Below are 22,963 nucleotides of genomic sequence, written 5' to 3'. Positions count from 1 at the left end.
GCGGCTGTCGGGGTCAGGTGTCTTCGGCCACCGCGTCGCAGAGTTCCGCCAGGGCCGTGCGGGCCGGGCCGGGTGGGAGCGGGGTGAGGGCCGCGCGGGCCGCGGCGCATTGGCGGAGCACCTCGTCGCGGGCCTCGGTCGTGGCCGGGGCCGCCGGGTCGCCGGAGAGCAGGACCGGCAGGGTGGGGGCGCCGTGGACCGGGGAGCGCAGTTCGGCGGCGAGGTGGCGGGCCACGCCCAGCCGCTCGCCGTACACCGCGAGGGCGTCCGCGGTCTCCTCCGTGGCGCCGGAGGTCAGCGCGCCGAGTCGGCCGGAGACGGCGGTGAGGGCGCCGGTGCGGGCGGCCAGGGTCCGTAGGTGGTGGGCGACCGGGTCGTGGCCGTCGCGGGGGCCGGTCGTCTCCAGGATCTGGCCGCTGACCAGGCATTTGAACGCGTCGGCCTGGAGCCGTACGGCCCGTGGCCCCAGCCCGGCCAGGAGGCGGGAGGCGCGGGCGAAGAAGAAGTCGCCGATGAGGACGGCGACCGAGGGTTTCGCCTCGTGCCGTACGTCGTCGTGGTAGCGCGTCGCCAGGTGGGTCAGCTCGACGACGACCGCCGCGGGCACCACGCCCGGTGCGTCCGGGTCGCCGAACCGGGCGGCCAGCAGGACCAGCAGCGGCCGTAAGCGGCGGCCGCCCGGGCGTGCCAGATGGCGGGCGGTCCCGGAGATGAACGGCACGTCGCTGCGGGTGGCCTCCACGAGGCTCTCCTCGACCGCCGCCAGCGCGGCCCGCAGGTCCGGTTCCCGTGTGTGGTTCCCGACGACGGTCACCCGGGGCTCCCTTCACAAGTCAGCAGGGTCCAGAGGACAGCAGGGCCCAGAGGTCAGCAATGTCTCATATGTCGCCCGGGTCCGGCTCAGGGCTCGGCCGGGACCGTGGCCCGGATCCGGCTGCCCTGCCCCGGGCGGCTGTCCACGAGCAGAGTGCCGCCCACCTCGCGGGCCCGTTCCCGCATCGAGAGCAGCCCGAGGTGGCCGGGGAACGTGCCCTGGGAGTCGAAGCCCACGCCGTCGTCGGCCACGGTCAGCGTGACCGTGCCGGGGCCGCTGAGCAGGTGGAGGGTGACGTTCCGGGCCCGGGAGTGCTTGGCGATGTTGTGCAGCGACTCCTGTGCGATCCGGTACAGGGCGTGTTTGGCCTCCGGGGTGGTCTCCGGCTCGGACCCGAGCGTCGCCTCGGCCGTGATGCCGTACCGGTCCCGCAGCGTCTCCACGTGCTGGGTGAGCGCGGCGACCAGGCCCTCGGCCTCCAGGTGCTCGGGCCGCAGCTGGCACAGCAGGGTGCGGGTCTCGGCGATGGCGACGTCCGCGAGCCGCCTGATGTACTCGATCGGCTCGGCGAGCTGGGCCAGCTCGGCCACCCCTGTCGGCTCGGCCAGGTCGCGTTCCAGCAGTTCACGGGCGGTACGGGCGCCCAGGGCGATGCCGTACAGCGCCTGCGAGACCGAGTCGTGCAGCTCCCGGGAGACCCGCTGCCGTTCCTCCCGTACCGCCGTCTCCCGGGCGGCCGCGCGCTGCCGGTCGTCCTCCACCGCGCACGCCGCGTGGCCCGCGATCACCTCCAGGACGGTCATGTCGGTCTCGCCGGGGCGGCGGCCCGCCGGGAAGTGGCAGCACATCGCGCCGATCACGGTGGTCTCGCGCAGCAGCGGCCAGGCGGCGACCGCGCCCCGCGCCGGGGTGCCCGAGGTCCCGGGCTCGCCCTCATAAAACACGGGCGCGGCGGCCGCGATCGCCTCCAGCGCGGGTGTGCGGGACGGCGGGGTGTGCCCGTGGCCGCCGCCCGCCATGCGCAGGACGGCGCCAGGGCCGGGCTCCAGGAGGTAGACGGTGCAGCTCGCGGCGGAGGTACGGGCCACCGCGCCCGCGGCCAGGGAGTCCAGCGTGCGCCGTACGGAGCCCTGTCCGGCGGCCGCGGCGGTGGTGGCGGCGACGCGGCGCAGCTGTTCGCGGCCGCGGAGCCGGGCCACGGCGAGCCCGGCGGGCTCCGCGAACATCCGGACGGTCCGCACGTCGGCCCGGGTGAGCCGTCGGCCGCCGCGCCTCGTCGCGACCTCGATCACGCCCGCGACCTGGCCGCGCACCAGCAGCGGCGCGTCCAGTACGGAGGTCAGGGCCGCGTCGTGCGGCGCACGGCGAAAGGGGGACTGGCGCTCGCCCCCGGAGACCGTGGGCCGCCCGGCGCGGATCGCCTTGCGGGCGGGCGCGGACCCGCCCGGGGTCAGCAGCCCGCGGGGGACGGCGTCCGGGGTGCCGTCGGTGGCGCGTACGGCCAGGACGTCGCCCGGCTCCAGCACCATCACCCGCGCCAGGTCGGCTCCCAGCAGCTCGCGCAGGCGGGCGGCGATCAGCCGCAGCACCTCGTCGCCCGGCTCGCCTGCCAGGACCTGCCCGGTGACCTCGGCGAGCGCCGCGCGGCGCCCCCGCCGGCGGAACGGGAAGCCGTATCCCCGGCCGCATCCGCACCCGTACCGGTGCCCATGGATCTCAAACGCGATCACGCCGACCACCACTGCTCCCTCGTCGTGGACTCCACCGCCTCGGGCGGGGTCAGCTCACCGGCCGGCACCAGGCCCGACTGCACCGCGTACACCGCCGCCTGGGTGCGGCTGTGGACGCCGAGTTTGGTCAGGATGTGGCTCACGTACGTCTTCACGGTCTGCTGGCCGATCCGCAGATCGCGGGCGATCTCCTTGTTGGCCTTGCCGCGGGCCAGCATGGTGAGCACCTCGGTCTCCCGCTCGGTGAGCTGTTCCGGGCCGCTCGGCTCGCGGACCTGGCCCATCAGCCGGGAGATCGCGGCGGGGGAGACATGGATCTGGCCGGCGGCCGCGGCCTTCACCGCGTTCCTCAGGTCGTCGGCCTCGGCGTTCTTCAGCAGGAAGCCGATCGCCCCGGCCCGTACGGCGCCCATCACCATGGCGTCGTCGAGGGAGCTGGTCAGCGCCACGACCTCGACCTCGGGGATGTCCTGGCGGATCTCCGCCGTGGCCGACACCCCGTCCATCACGGGCATCAGCAGGTCCATGAGGACGACGTCGGGGCACAGCTCCCGGGCCAGCCGTACGGCCTCGCGGCCGTTGGTCGTCTCGCCGACCACCTTGATCTCGTTGTCGAGTCCCAAAATCATGCGCAGGCCCTGCCTGACCACCGCATGATCGTCTGCGATCAGAACGCGAAGCGCCACGTTGACTCACCTGCCCACGAAAAGGAGAACGACGGGAACAACGGAACGGAGCGTCCAGCTGCGCGCAGGGGGTGCGCACGGGAGGGGAACCCGGTGAGCGGTGTCCGGAATTCCATCAGTCGGGGGATTTCGTCCCCCATTCGTCCGCCCCCGGTTGACGGAGACGGCGGAGGGCCGAGGGGCCCCGGCCCCTCACTCCGGTTCGACGGGGCGGAAACCCCACTCGGTGGCCTTGGCGACCGCCTCCAGCTGCGAGCGCACCTCCAGCTTCTCCAGGATCTTGCGCACATGGGTGCGCACGGTCGCGTAGCTGATGAGCAAGCGTTCCGCGACCGCCCGGTTGTCCAGGCCCTGGCCCATTAGGGTGAGGATCTCCTGCTCGCGCCGGGTCAGGCTCTCCAGCCGCCCGGTCTGCTCGGCGGTCGAGCGCGCCGACTCGCGGTGCCGGGACAGCACCTCCACCAGGGTTCCGGCGGGGATCAGGGTCTCGCCCTCGGCGGCGGAGCGGATGGCGGAGGCGATCTCGTCGCCGCTCGCCGACTTCAGCAGATAGCCGCAGGCGCCCGCCTCCACCGCGGCCAGCAGCGCGGAGTCGCTGGCGTCGGCGCTGAGGATCACGATCGCGCAGGAGGGGTCATGGGCCCGGATGCCCGCGGCCGCGTCGGCCCCGGTGCCGTCGGGCAGCCGGAAGTCGATCAGGGCCACATCGGGGGACAGCTCCTTGGCCATGGGCACGGTCTCGGCGACCGAGTCGGCCCACCCGACCACGGTCAGGTCCCCGTACTCGGCCAGCAGCGCCCACAGCCCCTCGGCGACCACCCGGTGGTCCTCGACGATCAGGACCTTGGTCAGCTCCGCCGGGGCGGTCACGGCTCCGGTTCCCCTTCCGAGGCCGGGCAGCCGAGGGACGGGGTGCCGACGGACGGAGCGCCGAGGTCCGGGACCGGCGGATCGCCCAGCGGCACCCAGAACTCGACGGTGGTGCCCGTGCCCGGGGCGCTCTCGATGCGGCACCAGCCGCCCGCGATCTGGGCGCGCTCCTGGATGAGGGACAGCCCGAGGTGGCCCGGGCGGGACTCGACTTCGAGGGGGTTGTAGCCCTGGCCGTCGTCGACGATCCGTACGAGACAGCCCTCGTCCAGCCCGAGCAGCTGGACGTGCACCGTCTTCGCCCGGGCGTGCTTGCGCACGTTCATCAGGGCTTCCTGCGCGGTCCGGTAGATCAGCGCCATGGTCTCGGCGGGCGGCTTGGCCGCGAGCCGGTCCTCAAGACGGTAGGTGAGCCCGGTCTCGGTACGGATCTGCTCCAGCAGCCCGCGCAGCGCGGCGGCCAGGCAGCCGTGCTCCAGGCTGGACGGGCGGAGGTCGAAGATCAGCTGCCGCAGTCGGCTCAGCGACAGCTTCAGGGTCTCGTCCAGCTTGTCCATCACCCGCTGCTCCTCCGGGTCCCGCAGCCGCCGCCGCAGCTGCTGGAGCCGGAGGCTGGCCGCGGTGATCACCTGGATGGTGTCGTCGTGGATGTCCGCGGCGATCCGCCCGCGCTCGGCCTCCTGGGCGTGGACCAGATGGCTGAGCAGGGCCTGCCGGTCCCGGTCGGTGACCTCCAGCAGCTCCAGGCTGCGCTCCAGGACGAACTGGGCGCGCTGCACCTCGGTGATGTCCCGGACGGTCAGGACGGTCAGCAGCCCCTCCTCGGTGCGCAGCGGGCTGATGCTGACGTCGGCCGGGAACTGCTTGGCGTCGCTGCGCCGGCCGACCAGCTCCATGCTGTGGCCGAGCGGCTCCTCGGACTCGTCCCACTCGCGCAGCGAGATGGTCAGCGGCTGGTCGGGCAGCAGCGCCTCGACGGCGCGGCCGATGAGGTGGTCGCGGTCGTAGCCGAAGAGGGCCTCGGTGCGGTTGTTGGCGGCCTGGACGCGCCCGGCGGCGTCGACGATCATCATCGCGTCCGGGGAGGACTCGATGAGCTGGCGGAACCGGCTCTCGGCGGCCCGCAGCTGGCTCAGGTCGGCGACGAAGACGACGCCGCGGGCCCGCTTGCCCTGGAGATGGCCGCCGCTGAACTGGGCGGGGAACTCGGTGCCGTCCCGGCGGCGGCCCGCCATCGCGGAGGGCGCGCTGAACACCCGGCCGACGAGCTGTTCGGAGGCGGTGCGGTAGCGCTCGGGGACGAGGTCCCGCAGCCGCTTGTCGCGCAGCTCGGCCGAGCTGTAGCCGAACATGTGCCGTACGTGGGCGTTCGCGAACTCGATCCGGCCGCGGGAACCGAGGACCAGCACGCCGCAGGGGGCGTGGCCGAGCAGGTCCACGTACGACTCCTCCAGCCGCCCGCCCACCAGGTCCTCGAACCGCCAGGAGGCACGGTCGGCGCGGCGCAGCGGCTCCGCGCAGTCGGCGAGCAGATCGGCGGACATGGAGAACTGGTCGCGGGCGGCCCTGTTGATCGCCTCCAGGATCTCCTCGGCCGGGGTGCCCTTGACCAGGTAGCCGGTGGCACCGACGGCGAGCATGTTGAGGACGGTCTCGCGGTCGCCGTGGGCGGACAGCGCGACCACGCGGGCGTCGGGGGCCTGGTCACGGATGGCGCGGACGCTGCCCGGGGCGTCGCCCTTGGGCATGTGCACGTCCATGATCACGACGCGGGGGTGGTGGAGGACCGCCTCGTGCACGGCCTGCTCGTGGTCGATGGCGAGGCCCACGAGTTCCAGGTCGGGGTGGGAGTCGATGAGGTCCGCGAGGGCCTCCCGGACTGCCGGGTCGTCATCGGCCACCACAACGTCGATCCGGTCGTCACCCATCGCTACCCACCTCCCTTGAGGACGGCACCCTGGAGTTCGCGGGTGCTGAGTTCATCGCGCCGGCAGTGCGACAGCGACGGCATGACCGCGGCGAGCGGCGCGACCAGCACGTTGTAGTGGCTTCCGATGCGATCGCACACGGCGACCGCCGCCGCGGCGTCCCACACCGCGGCCCAGAAGGCCCAGTCGTGGCGCCGGTGGGTCCGGGCCGCGTCCAGGGCGGCCCGCCGCGCGACGGCGGCGGCCACGAGGATGCGGTACCGCTCTTCGTCGGTCGTGGTGCGGTGGACCTCCGCCCATCCCTCGGCGCGGGTCTGGCTGGAGGTCTGCTTCCACAGATCGGCCACCCGGTCGATTTCTTCGGGGGAGAGGTCCTCGATATGGGTCAGGAACTGGAGGACTCTTCGCGAGTTAGGGCCGAAAATAATACTCATAGGACACTCCAGGACGCATGGTACATCTCCGGACTATCGCGAACGTGGGCCCCTGGCCCCCGAGGCCGCCGGACGGACCGGCCCACGTTCCCGCTCGGGCGTCTTCGCCGACGTCACCGGCGTCACCGGTGTACCTAATCGTTCTGTCCGTGGCCCGAGGACATGTTGATGCTGGCCTTGGCGATACCGCCGCTCTTCTGGCCGACGAGCTGGAAGGCGACGCCGTTCTCATCGGCCGCGGTGATCCGGTACGAGCCCACCGCCGACGCCTTGCCCCGCTCGTCGACCTGGAAGGTCCCGATCTTCCGCTGCCCGGTGGAGCCGGACCCGGCGTACGCGACCACCGTCTCGCCCGGGGCGAAGCCCGCGACGTAGAAGCTCAGCGTGGTGCCCGCCCTGCCGCCGAAGGCGCTGGGCTCGGCGGACGGGGAGTACGGCAGCACCGTGAAGCCGGAGCGCACCACGGCCCGGCTCTGGTCGCCGATCGCCATCAGCGTCTGGCGGCCCTTGAGCCCGAACGGCACGTTGAACGCCACGTCGCGGATCTGGCCCATGCCGTTCGCCTGGGCGGTGAAGGCGGGCAGCCCGCTGTTGCGGTTGATGTAGACCAGGACCCGCTCGCCGGGCGCGAACTTGTTGGCGGACAGCGTGATCCGCTGACCGGCCTTGAGCGCGTACGGCTTGGACTTCATCGACGGGTACATGGCCAGCATCTGGAAGGGCGCGGTGGCCGTGGTCTTGCTGCGCTTGCCCACCAGGACCAGCGTGCTGTTGCCGGTCGGGGCCACCCCGACCTTGATGTCCGCGCGGCCCACGCTGCCGCCGCTGTCGGTGTGCAGCGTGGTGACGGGGGTGCCGGTGGTCCGTCCCCAGAAGACGTCGATCGACTCGCCGGGCCGGAAGCCGTGGGCGCTGACCGAGACGATGTCGCCGGGGCGGCCGACCATCTTGTTGATCCGCGCGGTGCCGACCGCACCGCCGGTGATCACCTTGGCCTCGGCCGCGTTGGCGCTGCCGCGCTGCTGGGCGACGAGGGTGGCGGGCCGTCCGCTGTTGGACTCGGGCACGGTGAACCGGGCGTAGATCGAGCCGTAGCGGTCGGTCTTGACGCTGCCGATCGCCCGGCCCTTGGTGTCCGACGCCCGGGCCTTGAGCAGCAGGTCCACGGTGGACTTCTTGCCGAAGCCGCCGCCCTCGACCGTCGCCTTGCCGCCGGGGGTCACCAGGCCCGGGTTGAGCACGATGATCGGGCCGGACGCCTGCGGGATGCGCTGGTTGCCCAGCTTGATGGTCTTGGGCTGCTTGGGCGGCCGTACCTCCTGCCGCTCCTGCGGATGCCCCTTCTTCGGGGCGCCGCCGCCTCCGTTGCCGGTGGTGTCGAGGGCGCCACCGAAGCCACCGCGCGCGATCACCTGCACGAGCGATCCGACGATCGCGAAGACCACGAGAGCGAGCAGGACGGTCTTCCAGGTGAGCTTTTTCTTGGGCTTGTCGCCCGGGTCGCTCCCGTCCGGGGATTTCTCCTCGTACTCGGGAACATCCCTGTCCTCCGGAACATCCCAGTCGTCGTCGTACTCAGGCATGGCCTTCACCTCCTCTTCCCGCGGCTATTGCACCCGGTAGATTTCGAGCTTGATGTTGCCCTGGATTCTCGACCAGACCCGGTCGGAATTCTGGAGGGCCTTGAGAATCCAGTTCTCGCGCCCGTCGGCATTGTTTGTGGCCATCGACTTGCGCATCTTGTTCGACAGGATGATGTAGTCGATGTTCTGCCATCTCTTTTTGAACAGCTTGTCGCGCACATCGGGGTCGGATGCGGCGTTCCAATGGGAATGCGCGTACGGGTAGAACGGGCGCACATCGTGCAGCTCTCCCCACAGGTCGTCGTCCATGATGATGCGCGAATTGGACGGGACGTGTTTCCGCACCCAGGCGATCTGATCATGCTGCATTTTGGTGAGATTGATCTTCGTCTGATACTGGTCCGCGATTTGTACGACGCCCTCGGTATTGGTGTGCACCAGATATCCGGAGGACGGTGACATCAGCAGGACGACCGCGACCAGCGAGGGCGCACCGACCCGGACGAGCGAATGGGCTCCCCGCACGAAGCGGTTCTTGAACGAGGCCTTCAGCAGCCGGTCCACGGTCATGCCGATGCTCATCGCGAACATGGGGATCAGCGGGGTGACGTAGAAGTCCAGCACCACGCTGCCGCGCAGCAGGTAGAAGGTGTAGCCGAAGGCCAGGGTCCCGATGATCAGGTAGCCCAGGTTGCGCTGCCGGTCCCGCAGCCCCCACCACAGGCACAGCAGCATCGCCCCGAACCCGGCGATCAGCATGAACGAGTCGCGCATCAGCCAGCTCGTGTACAGCAGCCCGTCGTGGCTGAGCAGGTTGCCCTGGCTGCGGTTGAGCTGCCACCACAGGGTGTAGAGCAGCGAGACGTGGTCCGCGGGCGGGTTGTTCAGGTCGAAGTCGAAACTGCTCGGCAGCAGCTCGTTCTTGAGCAGCGCGTACGTCACATAGGCGCCGATCGGGGCCGCTGCGGCGAACGGCCAGAGCGTCCGCAGGAACCGGTGGCTCGGCGACCCCTTGATCCGCCGGTAGAGCAGATAGATGAAGCTCGGCACGAAGAAGATCGCGTTTTCCTTGGTGATCAGCGCGAGCCCCAGCGCCATTCCGCCGCCGAACACCGACCTGATGGTGGTCTCCCGGCGCAGCAGGGCGAACAGGCTCAGCAGCAGCCAGAACATCATCAGGTTGTCCAGCAGCACCTGGCGCTGGTAGTAGACCGCGATCGGCGAGACGTTGAAGAAGAACGCGGCGACGGTGGCGGCCAGCACGCTGCCCGACAGCCGCCGGGTGATCTCGAACAGCAGATAGACGCTCGCGACATGAACCAGGAGCATCAGGAAGCGACCGGTGTTGATCGCGTTGCCGAACGTCTCGAACTGCTGCGGCAGCGGGAAGACCCAGCCGGCCAGCGTGATCCAGCCCGCCGGAGCGTGGTCGTAGTCGTAGGTGTACGGGGACAGGCTGGTCTCGCGCACCAGCGACCAGGCCCGCTGCATGTAGATGCCCTCGTCGGTGAGGTAGAGGGGGTAGCGGAACAGGTGGTAGCCGTGGGTGAGCGCTCCGGTCAGCAGGGAGACCGCCAGGGCGATCTTCCCGGCGTTCCCCAGCGGCGGGAACCAGCCGCGCTCCACGGAGAACCGGCGGCGGCGCCGCGCGGGGGGCCGCTGCGGGGCGGCCTGATCCTGGTCCGTGGTCTGATCGGCCCGGCCGGCGTTCGGGTCGGCGTTCTTGCCGACGGCGACCGGCGGGTTCGAGGGTGCCCGGCTGGGCACGGGGTCATGCGACACGCGACTCCGCCTCCTCGGTCGAGCCCCGGTGGGCGCCCACGTGCTGTGTCTTCTCCCAGTCGTGGCGGCCGGCCAGCTGCCGCCGCATGGCCCGCAGCGCCGCGTACGCCAGGACCATCTGGAACGGGAACCAGGCGATCGCCATCCGGAGGACGGCCTTCGGCGAGGCCTCGAGGCCATGGGCGCCGGTGAACTCGTACAGGCCGACCATCTGCACCAGGAAGTGCGCGACCAGCAGCAGTACGGGCAGATACGAGCAGAGCGCGATCAGGACCGGCACCTTGAGGATCAGGATCATGCCGAGCGAGATCGGCAGATAGAGGCCGAGCAACGCCTGTCCGCGCGGGAACACCAGCACGTAGAAGGCCAGCCAGCGCTGTTTGCGCGTCGGCATCTTCTTCCACGTGCCCTTCTTCAGGGTCTGCATGAAGCCCTGGCTCCAGCGGGTGCGCTGCCGGATGAAGTGGCCGAGGGTGGGCGGCGTCTCCTCCTTGGTCACGTACCGGTCGTCGTAGACCACGCGCACCCGCTCGCCCATGGCCGAGATCCGCAGGCCCATGTCCGCGTCCTCGGTGAGGTTGCGGTCGTCCCAGCCGCCGAGCCGCAGCAGCAGTTCGCGGGCGAAGAAGACGGTGTTGCCGCCGAGCGGGATGGAGCCGTGGTGGGCGTGGTAGTGCAGCCGGCTCTTGAACCAGAAGAAGTACTCCAGGACGTTCAGCGTGGAATACCAATTGGACTGGTAGTTCATGAGCTGGACGCCCGCCTGCACCACCCGGACCCGCTCCTTCACCATCACGGTGTTGACGAGCCGGAATATCTTCGGGTGGATGTCGTCCTCGGCGTCGAAGATGGTCACCACCTGGTTGGCGGTCTGCGGCAGGGCGGTGTTGAGCCCGTGCGGTTTGTTGATCGGCCCGTCGTCGAAGACCACGACCCGCACGTTGTGCAGCCCTTCCCGGGCCAGCTGGTCGATCTTCTCCTCGGCCTTCTTCACGGTGCCGTCGTCGTCCTGTGAGCAGATCACGAAGACCTCCAGCAATTCGGCCGGATAGTCGGCGCGGACCACTCGCTCGATGGTGGACTGGATGACGTCTTCCTCATGCCGGGCGGGCAGCAGCACGCTGAAGGAGAGCCGCGGCGGAATGAAGGTGTCCGGCGCCCTGGCCTTCCGTTCGGCGTCCCGCCGGTCCCAGGTGTAGAGCATGAGGTAGAGGACGTGGGTCGACTGCACCGTGAGCAGGAGCGAGACCAGCACCAGCACCAGATAGACGATGGGGATCATCATCGGCTCCGCCTCCCCCAAACCCATCCCGTACTACAGGCGAAGTTGACCGCGAACGCGGCGGAGATGCCGAGGCAATTCGCCAGCAGGAGATACATTCCGGAGCGCACCAGCGACCAGACGAGAACGACGTTGACCGCGAGTCCGCCCAGGACGGATACGTTGAACTTGACGAAACGTCTGGCCGACGGCGTGCGCACGGCGAAGGTCCACCGGTCGTTGAGCAGATAGTTGTGGATCACGGCGAGTTCCACCGCGATTCCGGACGCCACCAGAAGCGGAAGCCCGGCCCAGTGGTAGAGCGCGAAGAGCGCCGCCGAGTTCACCAGCACACCGCCCCCGCCGACCACCGCGAAGCGCAGCGCCAGACCGGGCAGACCCGCCGGCCTTTTCCGCGGCGAGCGGGCCCGGACCGGGGTCCCGTTTCGCCTGTCGGTGGCCACGTCCGCTCGATCGCCCGGCTCTCCCGCGCGCTCACTGAACGTTCGGAAACGCTGCATCGCGACTCCCTCGACAGGAGGCTCTTATCGCCGTCGAGTCCCAGAGTGCGTCACCCGCAAAGGAGGTAGTACCCGCGCCCGGGGGAGCGGTGAGTGCACCTTCGGCGGACCTCCTTCCTCCCCCATTTCGGGGAGCGCCGGTTTTCCGGGCCCGCACCGTTCCCCCGAAGAGGGGAACGGCGGATCCCTCGCCCGCGGGTGTCAGTACTTCCGGGTGCTGCCCAAGATGAAAGGGGCCCGACGGCCTTGCGTCCCGTGCGACGAGAGTAGGTGACGTAATGTCAGGTCACGTGATGTCACGCCATCCATTCGCCGGCCGGGCCGGAGTGGTCATCGCAGCGATGACCCTCGCACTGGCCACGCCGGCTGCGGCAAGTGACGCCGCGCCGAGTGATTCCGACAGCGGTGCGTTGCACGATTCCGAATGGGCGCTCACCGCGCTCAAGGCGGAGCGCGCATGGAAATTCAGCAAGGGCGCCGGAGTGACCGTGGCGGTCGTCGGCACCGGGGTGGACGCGACCCATCCGGATCTGCGCGGGCGGGTCGCCGCCGGAAAGGACTTCGCGGGCGGCGGCAGCCCCGTCACCCGGGACGACGGAAACGAGGACGAGCAGGGCACCCACGCCGCGGGCATCATCGTCGGCACCGGCCGCAACTACCGCGGCGACGGGGTGTACGGGCTCGCACCCCGCGCCCGGATCATGCCCCTCGGGGTGTACCGCAACGGAAAGCCCCAGGTCACGGCCACCGCCCGGGCCATCCGCCATGCGGCGAGCCATGGCGCGCACATCATCCACGTGGCCGTGTCCTTCAAGCGCCCGAGCGCCGACCTGAAGTCCGCGGTGAAGTACGCCGCCGGTCAGGACGCCGTCGTCGTGGCGGGCGCCGGTGACAACGGCAAGGACGGCAACAAGCCCACGTACCCGGCGGCCCTCCCCGGTGTCGTCGCCGTCGTGGCCACCGACAAGAAGGGCGCCGTGTGGACCTCGTCCCACCACGGCGGGACGATCACGCTCGCCGCGCCCGGCGTCGCCATCCTCACCACCGCGGGCAACAACGACTACTGGACCGGCGACGGCACCGGCTACGCCGCGCCCTGGGTCGCCGCCGGGGCGGCGCTGCTGCGCTCGGAACACCCCCGCTGGAACTCCCGCCAGATCGTGCGGAAGCTGATCGACACGGCCGACCGGAAGGGCTCCGCGGGCCACGATCCGCGCTACGGCTACGGGGTGATCGCCCCCGCCAGGGCGCTCGCGGACCGGGCCGCGCCGCCGCCCTCCGCCGAGCCCACCGCGGCCCCCTCCCCGCACCGCACCAAGGCGGCCGCCGCCTCCGAGGCGTCCGGGGATACATCCGCCCTGGTCACGATAGGGGTGGTGGCCGGTGTGCTGGTCGTGCTCGCGGTGCTGGCCGTGGTGCTCATCAGCCGCCGCCGCCCGCCGCCCGGCAACTCCCACCACAGCTGACGGCGGGGCCGGCGATGTTCACCGGACCGCGCGACCGCGCCGACCGGGCCCGCCCGCCGGCGCGGTCGCGCCGGACCGCATGGCTGAGCCGCGGCATGGCTGCCCAGGTGCTGGTCATGGTGCTGGTGGCCGAGGTCGTGATGGCCGCCACCACGGTGCGTACGCTGCTGGAGCCCGCGGACACCCCTGCCATCATTCCGTCACTCCCCGTAACCAAGCCGTTCTATCCCGCGACGACGCGCTTCTACGTCGACCCGCACAACCCCGCCGCGTCCTGGGTGCGCGCCCATCCGCGCGACCGTCGGGCGGCGACCATCCGCAAGCGCATCGCCGCCCAGCCGCAGGCCGCCTGGTTCACCGAGACCAACGAGTCGCTGGTCGAGGAGCGGGCCCGGGGCCTGGTCGGCACGGCTGCGGCCCGGCGGCGGCTGCCGGTCCTGGTCGCGTACGCCATCCCGCAGCGCGACTGCGAGCAGTACAGCGCCGGCGGCAGCGGGGACGCGGGTGTCGCCTACCGGCGCTGGATCGACGCCTTCACCCGGGGCATCGGCGACCGGCCCGCCCTGGTCGTCCTCGAACCGGACGCCCTCGCCCACCTGGGCTGTCTGCGGAAGCGGCAGCGCGCGGAGCGGTTCGCCGCGCTGGCGTACGCGGCCCGGACGCTCCACGAGCGGGCCCCGCGCGCCCGGGTCTACTACGACGCCGGGAACTCCGGCTGGCAGCCCGCCCGCACCATGGCCGGGCGGCTGCGGCACGCCGGTATCGACCGGTACGGGGACGGCATCGCGGTCAACGTCTCCAACTTCAACGCCACCGGCGACGAGGTGCGCTACGGCCTGTCCGTGCTGCGGGAGCTGCGCCGCCCTCGGCTGGGGGTCGTGGTCGACACCAGCCGCAACGGGGCGGGGCCTACGCCCAAGCACCAGTTCTGTGATCCGCCCGGCCGCAAGCTGGGCCGGCCCCCCACCGCGGCCACCGGGATCCCCGGGGTCGACGCCTTCCTGTGGATCAAGCAGCCGGGGCAGGCGGACGGCTGTGCGGCCGGTGCGGGCGTCTTCGTCCCCGGCTACGCATACCGGCTGACCGGCTGACCGGCTTACCGACTGACCGCTGATCCGCCCTCCGTAGGGCTTCCTGGGCCTCCGTAGGACCCCTCCCGGGTCCCGCGGAGGCCCTTCGCATGCCCTGAACCACCCCCGCAAAACGGACATACCCCATACAAAACGGCCGAATTCCGCTACCTCAACTGAGGTAGTCGGAATTCGGCCGTTTGGCGTGCCCTGAATTCCTGCAATTGAGGTATCCAGATTTCGGCCATCCGTACGGTGTTTCGAGCCCCGGGCTTTTCTAATGTCGGTGAGCGACAGGACAAAAAAGCCCGAAGGAGCTCCATCGATGCAAAGAGTTCTCGTCGTGGAGCACCACACCCAGGTGCTGAGTGCTCTCGCCGATCTCGTGATCGAGGAGCCGGGACTGGAGTTGTCCGGAATTGCCGGATCGGCCAGGGAGGCAATTTCTCTGGCGCGTGAAATGCAACCGGATGTGGTGCTGATCGATGTGGACGAGCCCGGCTGGAAGGCCCAAGGGCTGGACCGCTTGATCGGTGATCTCCTCCCGCAGGCGCGGATTGTCCGGCTGACCGCCGTATCCGACCCCTACTTGGAATGCCTGGAATCTCCGACGAACACCCCCAGCATCCTCAAGACCGAAATACGCGAATTCCTCAGGAGTATCACCGAATGAATTCCCCCATGGACCAGAACAACGTCCCGACCAACCCCGAGACCACCGAGACGAAGAGCGCTCCCCGCTCCCGCCGTCTGCGCATGGGTATCGCCGCGGCCGTCGTCGCTGTCGCTGCCGTGGGTGGCACCGTCACGGCGTTCGCCATGAATGGCGACGACGCGGGTTCCTCGTCCTCCGCCCCGGGTAAGCCCGCCGGCTCGGACGTCGACTTCCCGCTGTCGACCAAGAAGGGCGACATCGTCGACTCGAACGGCAAGAAGGTCGTCTTGACCGGTGTGAACTGGTTCGGCTTCGAGACCGGCACCTTCGCGCCGCACGGCCTGTGGACCCGCAGCCTGGATTCCATGCTGGACCAGATGGCCAAGCAGGGCTTCAACACCATGCGGCTCCCCTACGCGAACGAGATGTTCGACGCCAAGAGCAAGCCCAACGGGATCGACTTCAAGCAGAACCCCGACCTGAAGGGCCTCACCGGCCAGCAGATCATGGACAAGGTCGTCAAGGGTGCCACCGACCGCGGCATCATGGTGATCCTGGACCAGCACCGCCCGGACCAGTACGGCCAGAGTGAGCTGTGGTACTCCCAGAGCCTCACCGAGAACAAGTGGCTGAGCGACTGGGTCAAGCTGGCCAAGCGGTACAAGAACAACGACCGCGTGATCGGCGCCGACCTGCACAATGAGCCGCGTGGCCAGGCCACGTGGGGCGACGGCAACAAGAAGACCGACTGGCGCATGGCGGCCACCAAGGCCGGTAACGCGATCCACAAGGTCAACAAGAACTGGCTGATCTTCGTCGAGGGCACCGACCGCCACAAGAACGAGCAGTTCTGGTGGGGTGGCGACCTCCAGGGTGTGAAGAAGTACCCGGTGAAGCTGGACGAGGGCAACAAGGTCGTCTACTCGGCCCATGACTACGGTCCGGGCGTGTTCAACCAGAACTGGTTCCAGGCGAAGGACTTCCCGAAGAACATGCCGGCCATCTGGAAGAAGCACTGGGCCTACATCAAGCAGCAGAACATCGGTCCGCTGCTCCTGGGCGAGTTCGGTGGCCGCAAGACCGCTGGTAACAGCAAGGAAGCCATCTGGCAGAACGCCCTGATGGACTACCTCAAGAAGAACCAGATCAGCTACACCTACTGGACCTGGAACCCGGACTCGGGTGACACCGGCGGTGTGCTGAACAAGGACTGGAAGACCGTCGACAAGAACAAGATGAAGATGCTGTCCAAGTACCAGATGCCTCTGCTGGAGCCGAAGGGGAAGGCGTCGGAGTGACCCCTTCCGGCACTGAGCCGAGCACGGTGATGTGACAGCGAGGGCCCGCAGGCAGCCGCCTGCGGGCCCTCCGTCATGTCCGCACCCCGATCATGTCCGCATCCCGATCATGCCGGCACTTCGCGGGGAAGACCGGAAAGTCCGGAAAGTCTCGTATGGAGGGAAGCGGGACATGCTCCCGCCGGGTTCCCTCCCTGGGCCCCGACCGCGCCCGTGGACCGGGCCCCGGCATTCAGGGAGGCCCGCCATGAACCCCCACCCCCATACCGGTCGGCTGCTCTTCCCGCTGGCCGCGCTCATGGTGATCGCGGCCGACCAGGTGAGCAAGGCGCTCGCGCTGGCCGCCTGGAGCGGTACGTCGGGGCCGCAGGCCCGGCTGGGGCCGCTCCGGACGCTGCTGGTGCACAACGCCGGGGTGGCCTTCGGGCTGGGGCACGGCCGCCCGGTGCTGATCTCCATGATCACCCTGATCGGCGCGGTCGCCACCCTGGCCGCCGTCTGCGCGGGGCTGCGGGCCCACCGCCGGAGCCTGGCGTTCGGCATGGCGCTGATCGCCGGGGGCTCGGTCGGCAACGGTGCCGACCGGGTCGTACGGCCGCCGGGCCCGCTGCGCGGCGCTGTGGTCGACTGGATCACGGTGGCGGGGCGCGGCCCGGTGTTCAACCTGGCCGATGTCGCCCTCGTCTCCGGAACCCTGCTCACCGCGGCCGTGCTGCTGTGCTCGGCCGCGCTACGGCGTGATGTCAGCCCCCGGCCTTGGGTACCGCACTCGACCCCGGGCCCGGCCCCGGACCCGATCCCGGCATCCGATCCGGGTCCGGCCCCGGCTCCCGGGGGCTCTCCCGCTCCGCGATCGAGGCCGCGAACTCCTTCAGCCGCGCCAGCGCCGCTTCGTCGGTCACCCCCCGGGAGGCCAGCTCGCTGGTGATGCGCTGGTAGAGGGACAGCTCACGGGCGCACGCGTGGCACTCCGCCACATGGGCCCGCACCCGGCCCGCGTCCGGGGCGTCCAGTTCGCCGTCGAGATACGCCTGGAGCATCGGCGCACCCACCGGGCACTCCCTCGTCCGGCGCCGTTCGGTCTCGCGCCACCACGTCCATCGGCTCATGCCTCACCTCGCTCAGGTTCCCGTCCGGTGCGCCCCGCGGCCAGCAGTTGGTTACGGATCCGTTTGCGAGCGCGGTGCAGCCTGCTCATCACCGTCCCCTTGGGGACGTCCAGCACCTGCGCCGCCTCCGCGTACGACAGTCCGTCCACGTGGACCAGCCGCACGACCTGCTGGTCGCGGAGCGGCAGCGCGGTGAACGCGGCGTCCACGGCCTCGTCGAACGCGGTGTCCACCACCAGTTCCTCCGGGGTGGCGTCGCGGGCGGGGGAGAGCCGTTCCAGCTCGGTGTCCGGGTCGTCCAGCAGGCGGGGCCGACGCTGGCGGCGCCGGCTCACCTCCGCATGCCGCATGATCGTCAGCAGCCAGGCCCGTGGATGTCTCCCGTCAAAACGGCCGACTGCCCGGTACGCCCGTAGTAACGTGTCCTGCACGAGATCTTCGGCGTCGGCGCGCTGAGCGGTCAGAGACATCGCCACGCGCAGCAGCACCTCGATCTCGGGCAGCACGTACTGGCTGAACATGCGTTGCTGATGGGCGTCCGGGTCAGCCACGTGTGCCTCCTCGGATCCGGACCCCCCGGGGACGCGAAAGCGACATATCACACCCTGTGTAACATCTCGCTCACAGCGCCGCACGGGATGGTCGGCGATCCGAGTGGCACGGCGGCCAGGAGCCCCGGGCGGGGCCGGTTACGCCTTGATGGAGACCAGACGTTTGCCGTCGGACGTACGGACCTCGAAGCGCTCGATGTCGTCGCTCTTCAGGCCCGCGCCGCCGTGCGCCCACAGCGGATCTCTGGCCGTCTTCGTGGGGCTGTTCTCGATCCCGTAGCCCCGCTCCGGCACGGCCCAGGTCATCATGGTCTGCTCATGGCCGTCCTTCGAGACCGCGATCAGGCTGCAATTGAGCGGGCCCTTGACGTTCTTCAGCCGCAGCACGGCGTCGACGCCCCACATCTTGTCCTGCATCGCGACCGCCGCCGCCACCTTGGTGGTCGCGTCGGTGCCCTCCATCTTCATCGGCATCTCGTCGAAGAGCGCCTTGTCGGTCGTCGGGCTCGCCGCGACGGGCGGGTTCGCGTCGGAGCCCGAGGTGACGGCCATCGTGCCGAGCGGGCCGCCGACGATCAGGGCGGCCGCCGCCGCGACCAGGTAGAGACCGCGCCGCTTGCGCTTGCTGCGGGCCGCGGCGACCTCGCCGACCATGCGGTTCAGCAGGGAGGGGCCGGGCCTGGCGGTCAGGGTGTCGATCGCGGTCGGGGTGGCGGTGAACGCGTGCGGGGTGTGGCCCGTGATCGCGGTGCGGCCGGGTGCCCCGTGGATGCCGGGGATGTCCGCCGCGAGGTCCGCCAGCAGTGGTTCCAGTCCGGTCAGCTCGTCGAGCTGCCGCCCGCACTGGTCGCAACCGGCCAGATGCTCCTCGAAATAGGTGGCGTCCGCCTCGTCGAGCACGCCGAGCACATACGCGCCAACGGCGTCGTGTCCCGCGTGGTGCGCCTGCGCTGTCATGCCGTCACTCCTCTCTCCTCAAGCGCGAGCTTCATGGAGCGCAGCGCATAGAAGACCCGGGACCGAACCGTCCCGCTGGGTATGCCGAGCGTTTCCGCCGCTTCATTGACCGTACGGCCCTTGAAGTAGGTCTCGACGAGCACCTCGCGGTGGGCGTCGCTGAGGTCGTGCATCGCGTCGGAAAGTGTCATCAGCCGTAGTGCCCGGTCGATCTCGTCCTCCGCCGGCATCAGCTCCAGAGGAGACGGATCGACCTCCTGGGGCCTGGCCTGCCTGCTCCGGTGCCCGTCGATGACGATGCGGCGGGCGACCGTGACCAGCCAGGGCCGGATGGAACCGGTGGCCCGGGACAGCTGGTCCGCATTCCGCCAGGCGCGGACCAGGGTCTCCTGCACGACGTCCTCCGCGCGATGGCGATCGCCCGCGACCAGACGCAGTACGAACGCGAGCAACGGTCCGGCGTGCTCCTGGTAGAGCGCACGCATGAGTTGCTCGTCCGGTGTACCGCGCTGCGATCTGGACGGACGCTCATCGGCCACGGCGGCGTCGTCGTGCACCAGAACCTCCAGGACAGGACCTGAGTTGGACAACATCAACTGACGACTCCCGGTCTGTGCCCCGGGGGGGTTGGGTGGCCATGTCGGCCTCTTCCTCCCTTCGTACGGACGGGAGGGGGCGGCCACTCAACGCGGCGGGAAGAAAGTTCCGATCAGTTGCTCGAGTTGCCCGGAGGAGTGGTGGGGAGGAGCGGGTGAAGGGCCCTCAGGCGGCGGTGCTCAGGCGGCGGTGCTCAGGCGGCGGTCCTCAGGTGATGGCCGAGCTGAGGACATGGGGCTGGACCTTGCCCTCCAGCATCGCGCCGAGCCCTTCCACCGCGCACACGCCCGGGTTGTCCGCGATGTTCACCGGGACGCCGGTCGCCTCCCGCAGCAGGGTGTCCAGACCGGGCAGCACCGCGCTGCCGCCCGCCAGCATGATGCCGCGGTCGGCGAGGTCGGCCACCAGGTCGGGCGGGCAGCGGCGCAGTACGGCGCTGATCGCGTCGAGGACGCCGGTCAGCGGGGTGCGGATGGCGTTGCGTACGCCCTCGACGTCCACCGTTACGGACCGGGCGAGCCCGGTGGCCACGTCGCGGCCGTGCACCTCGGTGCCGAGCGAGGCGAGCGCCGTGTCGCCGAGGATCAGGTGCAGCGGGCGGACGGCCTGGCTCGGCAGCATCAGCGCATGCTCGTTGCGCAGATGCTGGACGACGGCGTGGTCGACCGTCTCACCGCCCACCGGCACCCGCTCGGCGGCCACGATCGAGCCCAGCGACAACACCGCGACCTGGGTGGTCGCCGCGCCGCACACCACGATCATCGTCGCCTCGGGCCGCTCCACGGGCAGCCCGCAGCCCACGGCGGCGGCGATCAGCGTGTCCACCAGCTCGACCCGCTTGGCGCCGAGTCCGGCGAGCGTCTCCACGGCGGCGCGCTGGGCGAGCGGATCGGCGTCGTGCGGTACGCAGACGGCGGCGCTCGGCCGCGGCTTGCGGCGCCAGGCGCGGCGCAGCTTGGCGCCGAGGAGCAGCCGCAGCATGCGCTGGGCCATGGCGATGTCGACGACGGTGCCGCCCGCCACGGGACGCACCACACGGATGTGGGCGGGCGTACGGCCCGTCATGCGCTCGGCGAACGCCCCGACCGCGATGACCGCGCCGGTGCGGGTGTTGACGGCGGCCACGGTGGGCTCGTCGACGATCACCCCGGTGCGCTTGAGGTAGACGCGGGTCCTGGACGCTCCGAGGTCCACGGCGATGGAGCAGCGACGCAGCCGCTCGAGGCTGATGCTCATGTGGCCATCGTGTGCGGCCGGAGGCGGCCGCTGCCTCCGGAGGTGCGCCGGTCGGGCGAGGCCCCCTCCCTCTCCGGCCGCCCTTTCGCTAGTCCTTGGCGTCCGCGTAGCACTCCACCGCGGCCACCGTGAGCGGGAAGCGGACCGGGGTGGTGCCGAAGGCGATCGTGCCCGCCGCTTCGCCCGCCTCCGCGATCGCCTGCCGGACCGCCGCCACCTCGGGCTCCGGGCAGTGCACGATCACCTCGTCGTGCTGGAAGAAGACCAGCTCGGCGCTGAGCCCGGCGGCCGCCAGGGCGCGGCGCAGCGCCGCGAGCATCAGCACCGCCCAGTCGGCGGCGCTGCCCTGGACGACGAAGTTCCGGGTGAAGCGGCCACGGGCGCGGGCGCTCGGCGTGCTGCCGTAACGCGGCTCCTCGTCCAGGTCGCGCGGCAGGCCCGCCTCGTCGGCCTCGTCGGTGGCGGCGCCCCCGGCCGGTGGGCAGGTGCGGCCCAGCCAGGTCCGTACGAGACGGCCCTCCTCGCCCGCGCGGGCCGCGTCGTCCACGTACGCCACGGCCGCCGGGAAGCGGCGCCTGAGCGCGGCGAGGTGCTTGAGCCCGTCGCCGGAGGTCTGCCCGTAGACGGCGCCGAGCAGCGCGAGCTTGGCCTGGTCGCGGCGGCCCGCGAAGGCGCGGTCGGACAGCTCCGCGTACAGATCCCGGCCGGTGCCCGCGACCTCCATCAGACCGGGGTCGCGGGAGATCGCGGCGAGCACCCGGGGCTCCATCTGGTCGGCGTCGGCGACGACCAGCCGCCAGCCCGGGTCGGCGACGACCGCGCGCCGCACCACCCGGGGGATCTGGAGGGCCCCGCCGCCGTGGGTGGTCCAGCGGCCGGAGACGGTGCCGCCGGGCAGGTACTCGGGGCGGAAGCGGCCGTCGCGCACCCAGGACTGGAGCCAGGACCAGCCGTGGGCGGTGTGCAGCCGGTACAGCTTCTTGTACCGCAGCAGCGGCTCCACCGCCGGGTGGTCGATCTCCTTCAGCTCCCACGCCCGGGTGGAGGTGAGCGCGATGCCCGCGCGCCCGAACGCCCGGATGACGTCGGCGGGCAGATCGGGCCGCACCCGCACCCCCTCCCCGAAGGCGCGGGACACCTCGTCGGCCAGCTCGGCCATCCGCCGCGGCTCGAGACCGCCCGGATAGCGCTCGCCGAGCAGCTCGTCCAGCAGCTCCCGGTGGCGGTCGGCCCGCCAGGGCACCCCGGCGCTGCGCATTTCGGCGGCGACCAGGGTCCCGGCCGATTCGGCGGTGGTCAGCAGCCGCATCCGGCCCGGGTGCTCGGCCGCCTCCGTACGGGCCAGCTGCGCCTGGTACACCGCCAGCAGCGCGTCGAGCGGGTCGGTGCCGGGCGGCAGCGGCGGCGGGCCGGGCTCGAAGAGCGACGGCTGGGTCTGGGCGGCCCGCACCGGCGGGTCCTCGGGGACGGGCAGCCCGCGCAGCCGGGCCCAGGCCGCGGCGAGGGAGCGCGGGGCGCCCGAGCGTCCCTCGTGGCCGAGCAGCAGCGCCTCGGCCGCCTCCACGTCGTAGCACCGCTCGACCCGGACTCCGGCCGCCAGCAGCCGTGGGTAGACCTCGGCGGTGGACCGCCACACCCACCGGTCGGCCTCGGGGCGGGACCGCACGGCCTCCGCGATCCCGCCCCGCGCCGCCGGGACCTCGACGACCGGTCCGGCGGCCTTCCCGGAGGCGTCGAGCGGGCAGAGACGAACACCCCCGTCGCCCGTCTCTGCCGCTGCCCACCTCATGACCGTGAGTCTGGCAGGGGGGTCTGACAACGGCCCGGAGCAAGGGCGGGCACTGCGCGAGGGGTTAGGGGGTGTCCGCAAAGTCCCGTCGGGCCCGCGACGCCTGGCACGCTCCCCCAGCTACCGCGTCCGGGAGGTGCCCCCGCGAGGGCGACCCTCCGCCTTGCGATCGCACGCGCCCCCGGCTACCGCCGGGAGGTGCCCCCTGACGCCGCGGGCTGATCCGACGCGACGTTGCGGACACCCCCTGACCGGGAGCGATCCGCTGGCGGCGGGCGCGTGGAAGAAGTACGCCGCCCCGGTCTTCCAGCGCAATGACGCGGTCGGGGTGTACGGCCCGGGCCACAACTCCTTCTTCCCGTCGCCCGACGGCAAGGAGGTCTGGATGGCCTATCACGCCAACGCCAAGGCGACGGACGGCTGTAGCGGCACCCGTACCACCCGGGCGCAGAAGGTGAACTGGAACGCGGACGGCACCCCGGACTTCGGCGCCCCCGTCTCCACCTCCACCGCCCTGGCCGAGCCCTCCGGCACGCCCTGACGAACCCGACGACGAGGACGCCCCGCGGGCCAACCCGCGGGGCGTCCTCGTCGTCTTCTTCCATGACGTCCATGACGTCCATGAC

The 22,963-nt window shown here is 71.0% G+C and carries 20 protein-coding genes and 2 pseudogenes; 6 read left to right on the top strand and 16 right to left on the bottom strand.

What is annotated here, in order from left to right; translation table 11 throughout:
* Window positions 1-13: 13 nt before the first annotated feature.
* From LCH29_RS25140 to LCH29_RS25095, 10 genes are all read right to left on the bottom strand, one after another.
* Window positions 14-814, bottom strand: coding sequence for a polyprenyl synthetase family protein (locus tag LCH29_RS25140; protein ID WP_446463994.1), 801 nt, complete (start codon window positions 812-814; stop codon window positions 14-16).
* 86 nt (window positions 815-900) lie between these two features.
* On the bottom strand, window positions 901-2,544 hold the full coding sequence (locus LCH29_RS25135; RefSeq protein WP_446463993.1) for a GAF domain-containing sensor histidine kinase: 1,644 nt from the start codon (window positions 2,542-2,544) through the stop codon (window positions 901-903).
* The gene (locus tag LCH29_RS25130) at window positions 2,541-3,230 is read right to left on the bottom strand and encodes a response regulator (RefSeq protein WP_446463992.1); all 690 of its coding nucleotides are present in this window, start codon (window positions 3,228-3,230) and stop codon (window positions 2,541-2,543) included. The genes LCH29_RS25135 and LCH29_RS25130 overlap by 4 nt, the downstream gene beginning before the upstream one ends.
* A 192-nt stretch (window positions 3,231-3,422) precedes the next feature.
* Window positions 3,423-4,100, bottom strand: coding sequence for a response regulator (locus tag LCH29_RS25125; RefSeq protein ID WP_123103618.1), 678 nt, complete (start codon window positions 4,098-4,100; stop codon window positions 3,423-3,425).
* The gene (locus LCH29_RS25120; RefSeq protein WP_446463991.1) at window positions 4,097-6,028 is read right to left on the bottom strand and encodes a PAS domain S-box protein; all 1,932 of its coding nucleotides are present in this window, start codon (window positions 6,026-6,028) and stop codon (window positions 4,097-4,099) included. The genes LCH29_RS25125 and LCH29_RS25120 overlap by 4 nt, the downstream gene beginning before the upstream one ends.
* Window positions 6,029-6,030: 2 nt before the next feature.
* On the bottom strand, window positions 6,031-6,462 hold the full coding sequence (locus LCH29_RS25115) for a hypothetical protein (RefSeq protein ID WP_446463990.1): 432 nt from the start codon (window positions 6,460-6,462) through the stop codon (window positions 6,031-6,033).
* A 134-nt stretch (window positions 6,463-6,596) separates the two neighbouring features.
* A complete protein-coding gene (locus tag LCH29_RS25110; RefSeq protein ID WP_446463989.1) occupies window positions 6,597-8,045 on the bottom strand; it encodes a hypothetical protein in 1,449 nt (482 codons plus the stop codon).
* Between the two features lie 24 nt (window positions 8,046-8,069).
* The gene (locus tag LCH29_RS25105) at window positions 8,070-9,827 is read right to left on the bottom strand and encodes an ArnT family glycosyltransferase (protein WP_446463988.1); all 1,758 of its coding nucleotides are present in this window, start codon (window positions 9,825-9,827) and stop codon (window positions 8,070-8,072) included.
* Entirely contained in the window at window positions 9,817-11,112 is a 1,296-nt protein-coding gene (locus LCH29_RS25100; protein ID WP_446463987.1) for a glycosyltransferase, read from the bottom strand. The genes LCH29_RS25105 and LCH29_RS25100 overlap by 11 nt, the downstream gene beginning before the upstream one ends.
* The gene (locus tag LCH29_RS25095; protein WP_446463986.1) at window positions 11,109-11,609 is read right to left on the bottom strand and encodes a GtrA family protein; all 501 of its coding nucleotides are present in this window, start codon (window positions 11,607-11,609) and stop codon (window positions 11,109-11,111) included. The genes LCH29_RS25100 and LCH29_RS25095 overlap by 4 nt, the downstream gene beginning before the upstream one ends.
* 410 nt (window positions 11,610-12,019) lie before the next feature.
* On the opposite strand from LCH29_RS25095, the gene LCH29_RS25090 reads away from it, so the two are divergent.
* The 5 genes from LCH29_RS25090 (at window position 12,020) to LCH29_RS25070 (ending at window position 17,026) form a co-directional block, all read left to right on the top strand.
* The gene (locus tag LCH29_RS25090) at window positions 12,020-13,075 is read left to right on the top strand and encodes a S8 family serine peptidase (protein WP_446463985.1); all 1,056 of its coding nucleotides are present in this window, start codon (window positions 12,020-12,022) and stop codon (window positions 13,073-13,075) included.
* A 14-nt stretch (window positions 13,076-13,089) separates the two neighbouring features.
* Window positions 13,090-14,166, top strand: coding sequence for a glycoside hydrolase family 6 protein (locus tag LCH29_RS25085; protein WP_446463984.1), 1,077 nt, complete (start codon window positions 13,090-13,092; stop codon window positions 14,164-14,166).
* Between the two features lie 322 nt (window positions 14,167-14,488).
* Entirely contained in the window at window positions 14,489-14,818 is a 330-nt protein-coding gene (locus LCH29_RS25080) for a DNA-binding response regulator (RefSeq protein ID WP_446463983.1), read from the top strand.
* A gap of 8 nt (window positions 14,819-14,826) precedes the next feature.
* On the top strand, window positions 14,827-16,098 hold the full coding sequence (locus LCH29_RS25075) for a glycoside hydrolase family 5 protein (RefSeq protein ID WP_446463982.1): 1,272 nt from the start codon (window positions 14,827-14,829) through the stop codon (window positions 16,096-16,098).
* Window positions 16,099-16,345: 247 nt separating this feature from the next.
* A complete protein-coding gene (locus LCH29_RS25070) occupies window positions 16,346-17,026 on the top strand; it encodes a signal peptidase II (RefSeq protein ID WP_446463981.1) in 681 nt (226 codons plus the stop codon).
* 37 nt (window positions 17,027-17,063) lie between these two features.
* On the opposite strand, the pseudogene LCH29_RS25065 reads toward LCH29_RS25070, so the two are convergent.
* From LCH29_RS25065 to LCH29_RS25040, 6 genes and pseudogenes are all read right to left on the bottom strand, one after another.
* A pseudogene (locus tag LCH29_RS25065) lies at window positions 17,064-17,138 on the bottom strand (zf-HC2 domain-containing protein); the annotation flags it as partial.
* Between the two features lie 65 nt (window positions 17,139-17,203).
* The gene (locus LCH29_RS25060) at window positions 17,204-17,758 is read right to left on the bottom strand and encodes an RNA polymerase sigma factor (RefSeq protein ID WP_107450999.1); all 555 of its coding nucleotides are present in this window, start codon (window positions 17,756-17,758) and stop codon (window positions 17,204-17,206) included.
* A gap of 138 nt (window positions 17,759-17,896) precedes the next feature.
* Complete coding sequence (locus tag LCH29_RS25055) at window positions 17,897-18,715, bottom strand: zf-HC2 domain-containing protein (RefSeq protein WP_446463980.1); 819 nt, start codon at window positions 18,713-18,715, stop codon at window positions 17,897-17,899.
* A complete protein-coding gene (locus tag LCH29_RS25050; protein ID WP_050799946.1) occupies window positions 18,712-19,308 on the bottom strand; it encodes a sigma-70 family RNA polymerase sigma factor in 597 nt (198 codons plus the stop codon). Before LCH29_RS25050 ends, LCH29_RS25055 begins: the two co-directional genes overlap by 4 nt.
* Window positions 19,309-19,519: 211 nt before the next feature.
* Window positions 19,520-20,548 (bottom strand): rod shape-determining protein, encoded by a 1,029-nt coding sequence (locus tag LCH29_RS25045; RefSeq protein ID WP_446463979.1) that lies wholly within the window; start codon window positions 20,546-20,548, stop codon window positions 19,520-19,522.
* Window positions 20,549-20,636: 88 nt separating this feature from the next.
* Window positions 20,637-22,337, bottom strand: coding sequence for a bifunctional 3'-5' exonuclease/DNA polymerase (locus tag LCH29_RS25040; RefSeq protein WP_446463978.1), 1,701 nt, complete (start codon window positions 22,335-22,337; stop codon window positions 20,637-20,639).
* A 247-nt stretch (window positions 22,338-22,584) separates the two neighbouring features.
* On the opposite strand from LCH29_RS25040, the pseudogene LCH29_RS25035 reads away from it, so the two are divergent.
* Window positions 22,585-22,878, top strand: a pseudogene (locus LCH29_RS25035) (family 43 glycosylhydrolase); the annotation flags it as partial.
* Window positions 22,879-22,963 lie beyond the last annotated feature (85 nt).

Source organism: Streptomyces sp. BRA346 (assembly GCF_052851135.1).
Note: the sequence above shows the minus strand (reverse complement) of the source record. Positions and strands in the feature narration are given on the sequence as shown.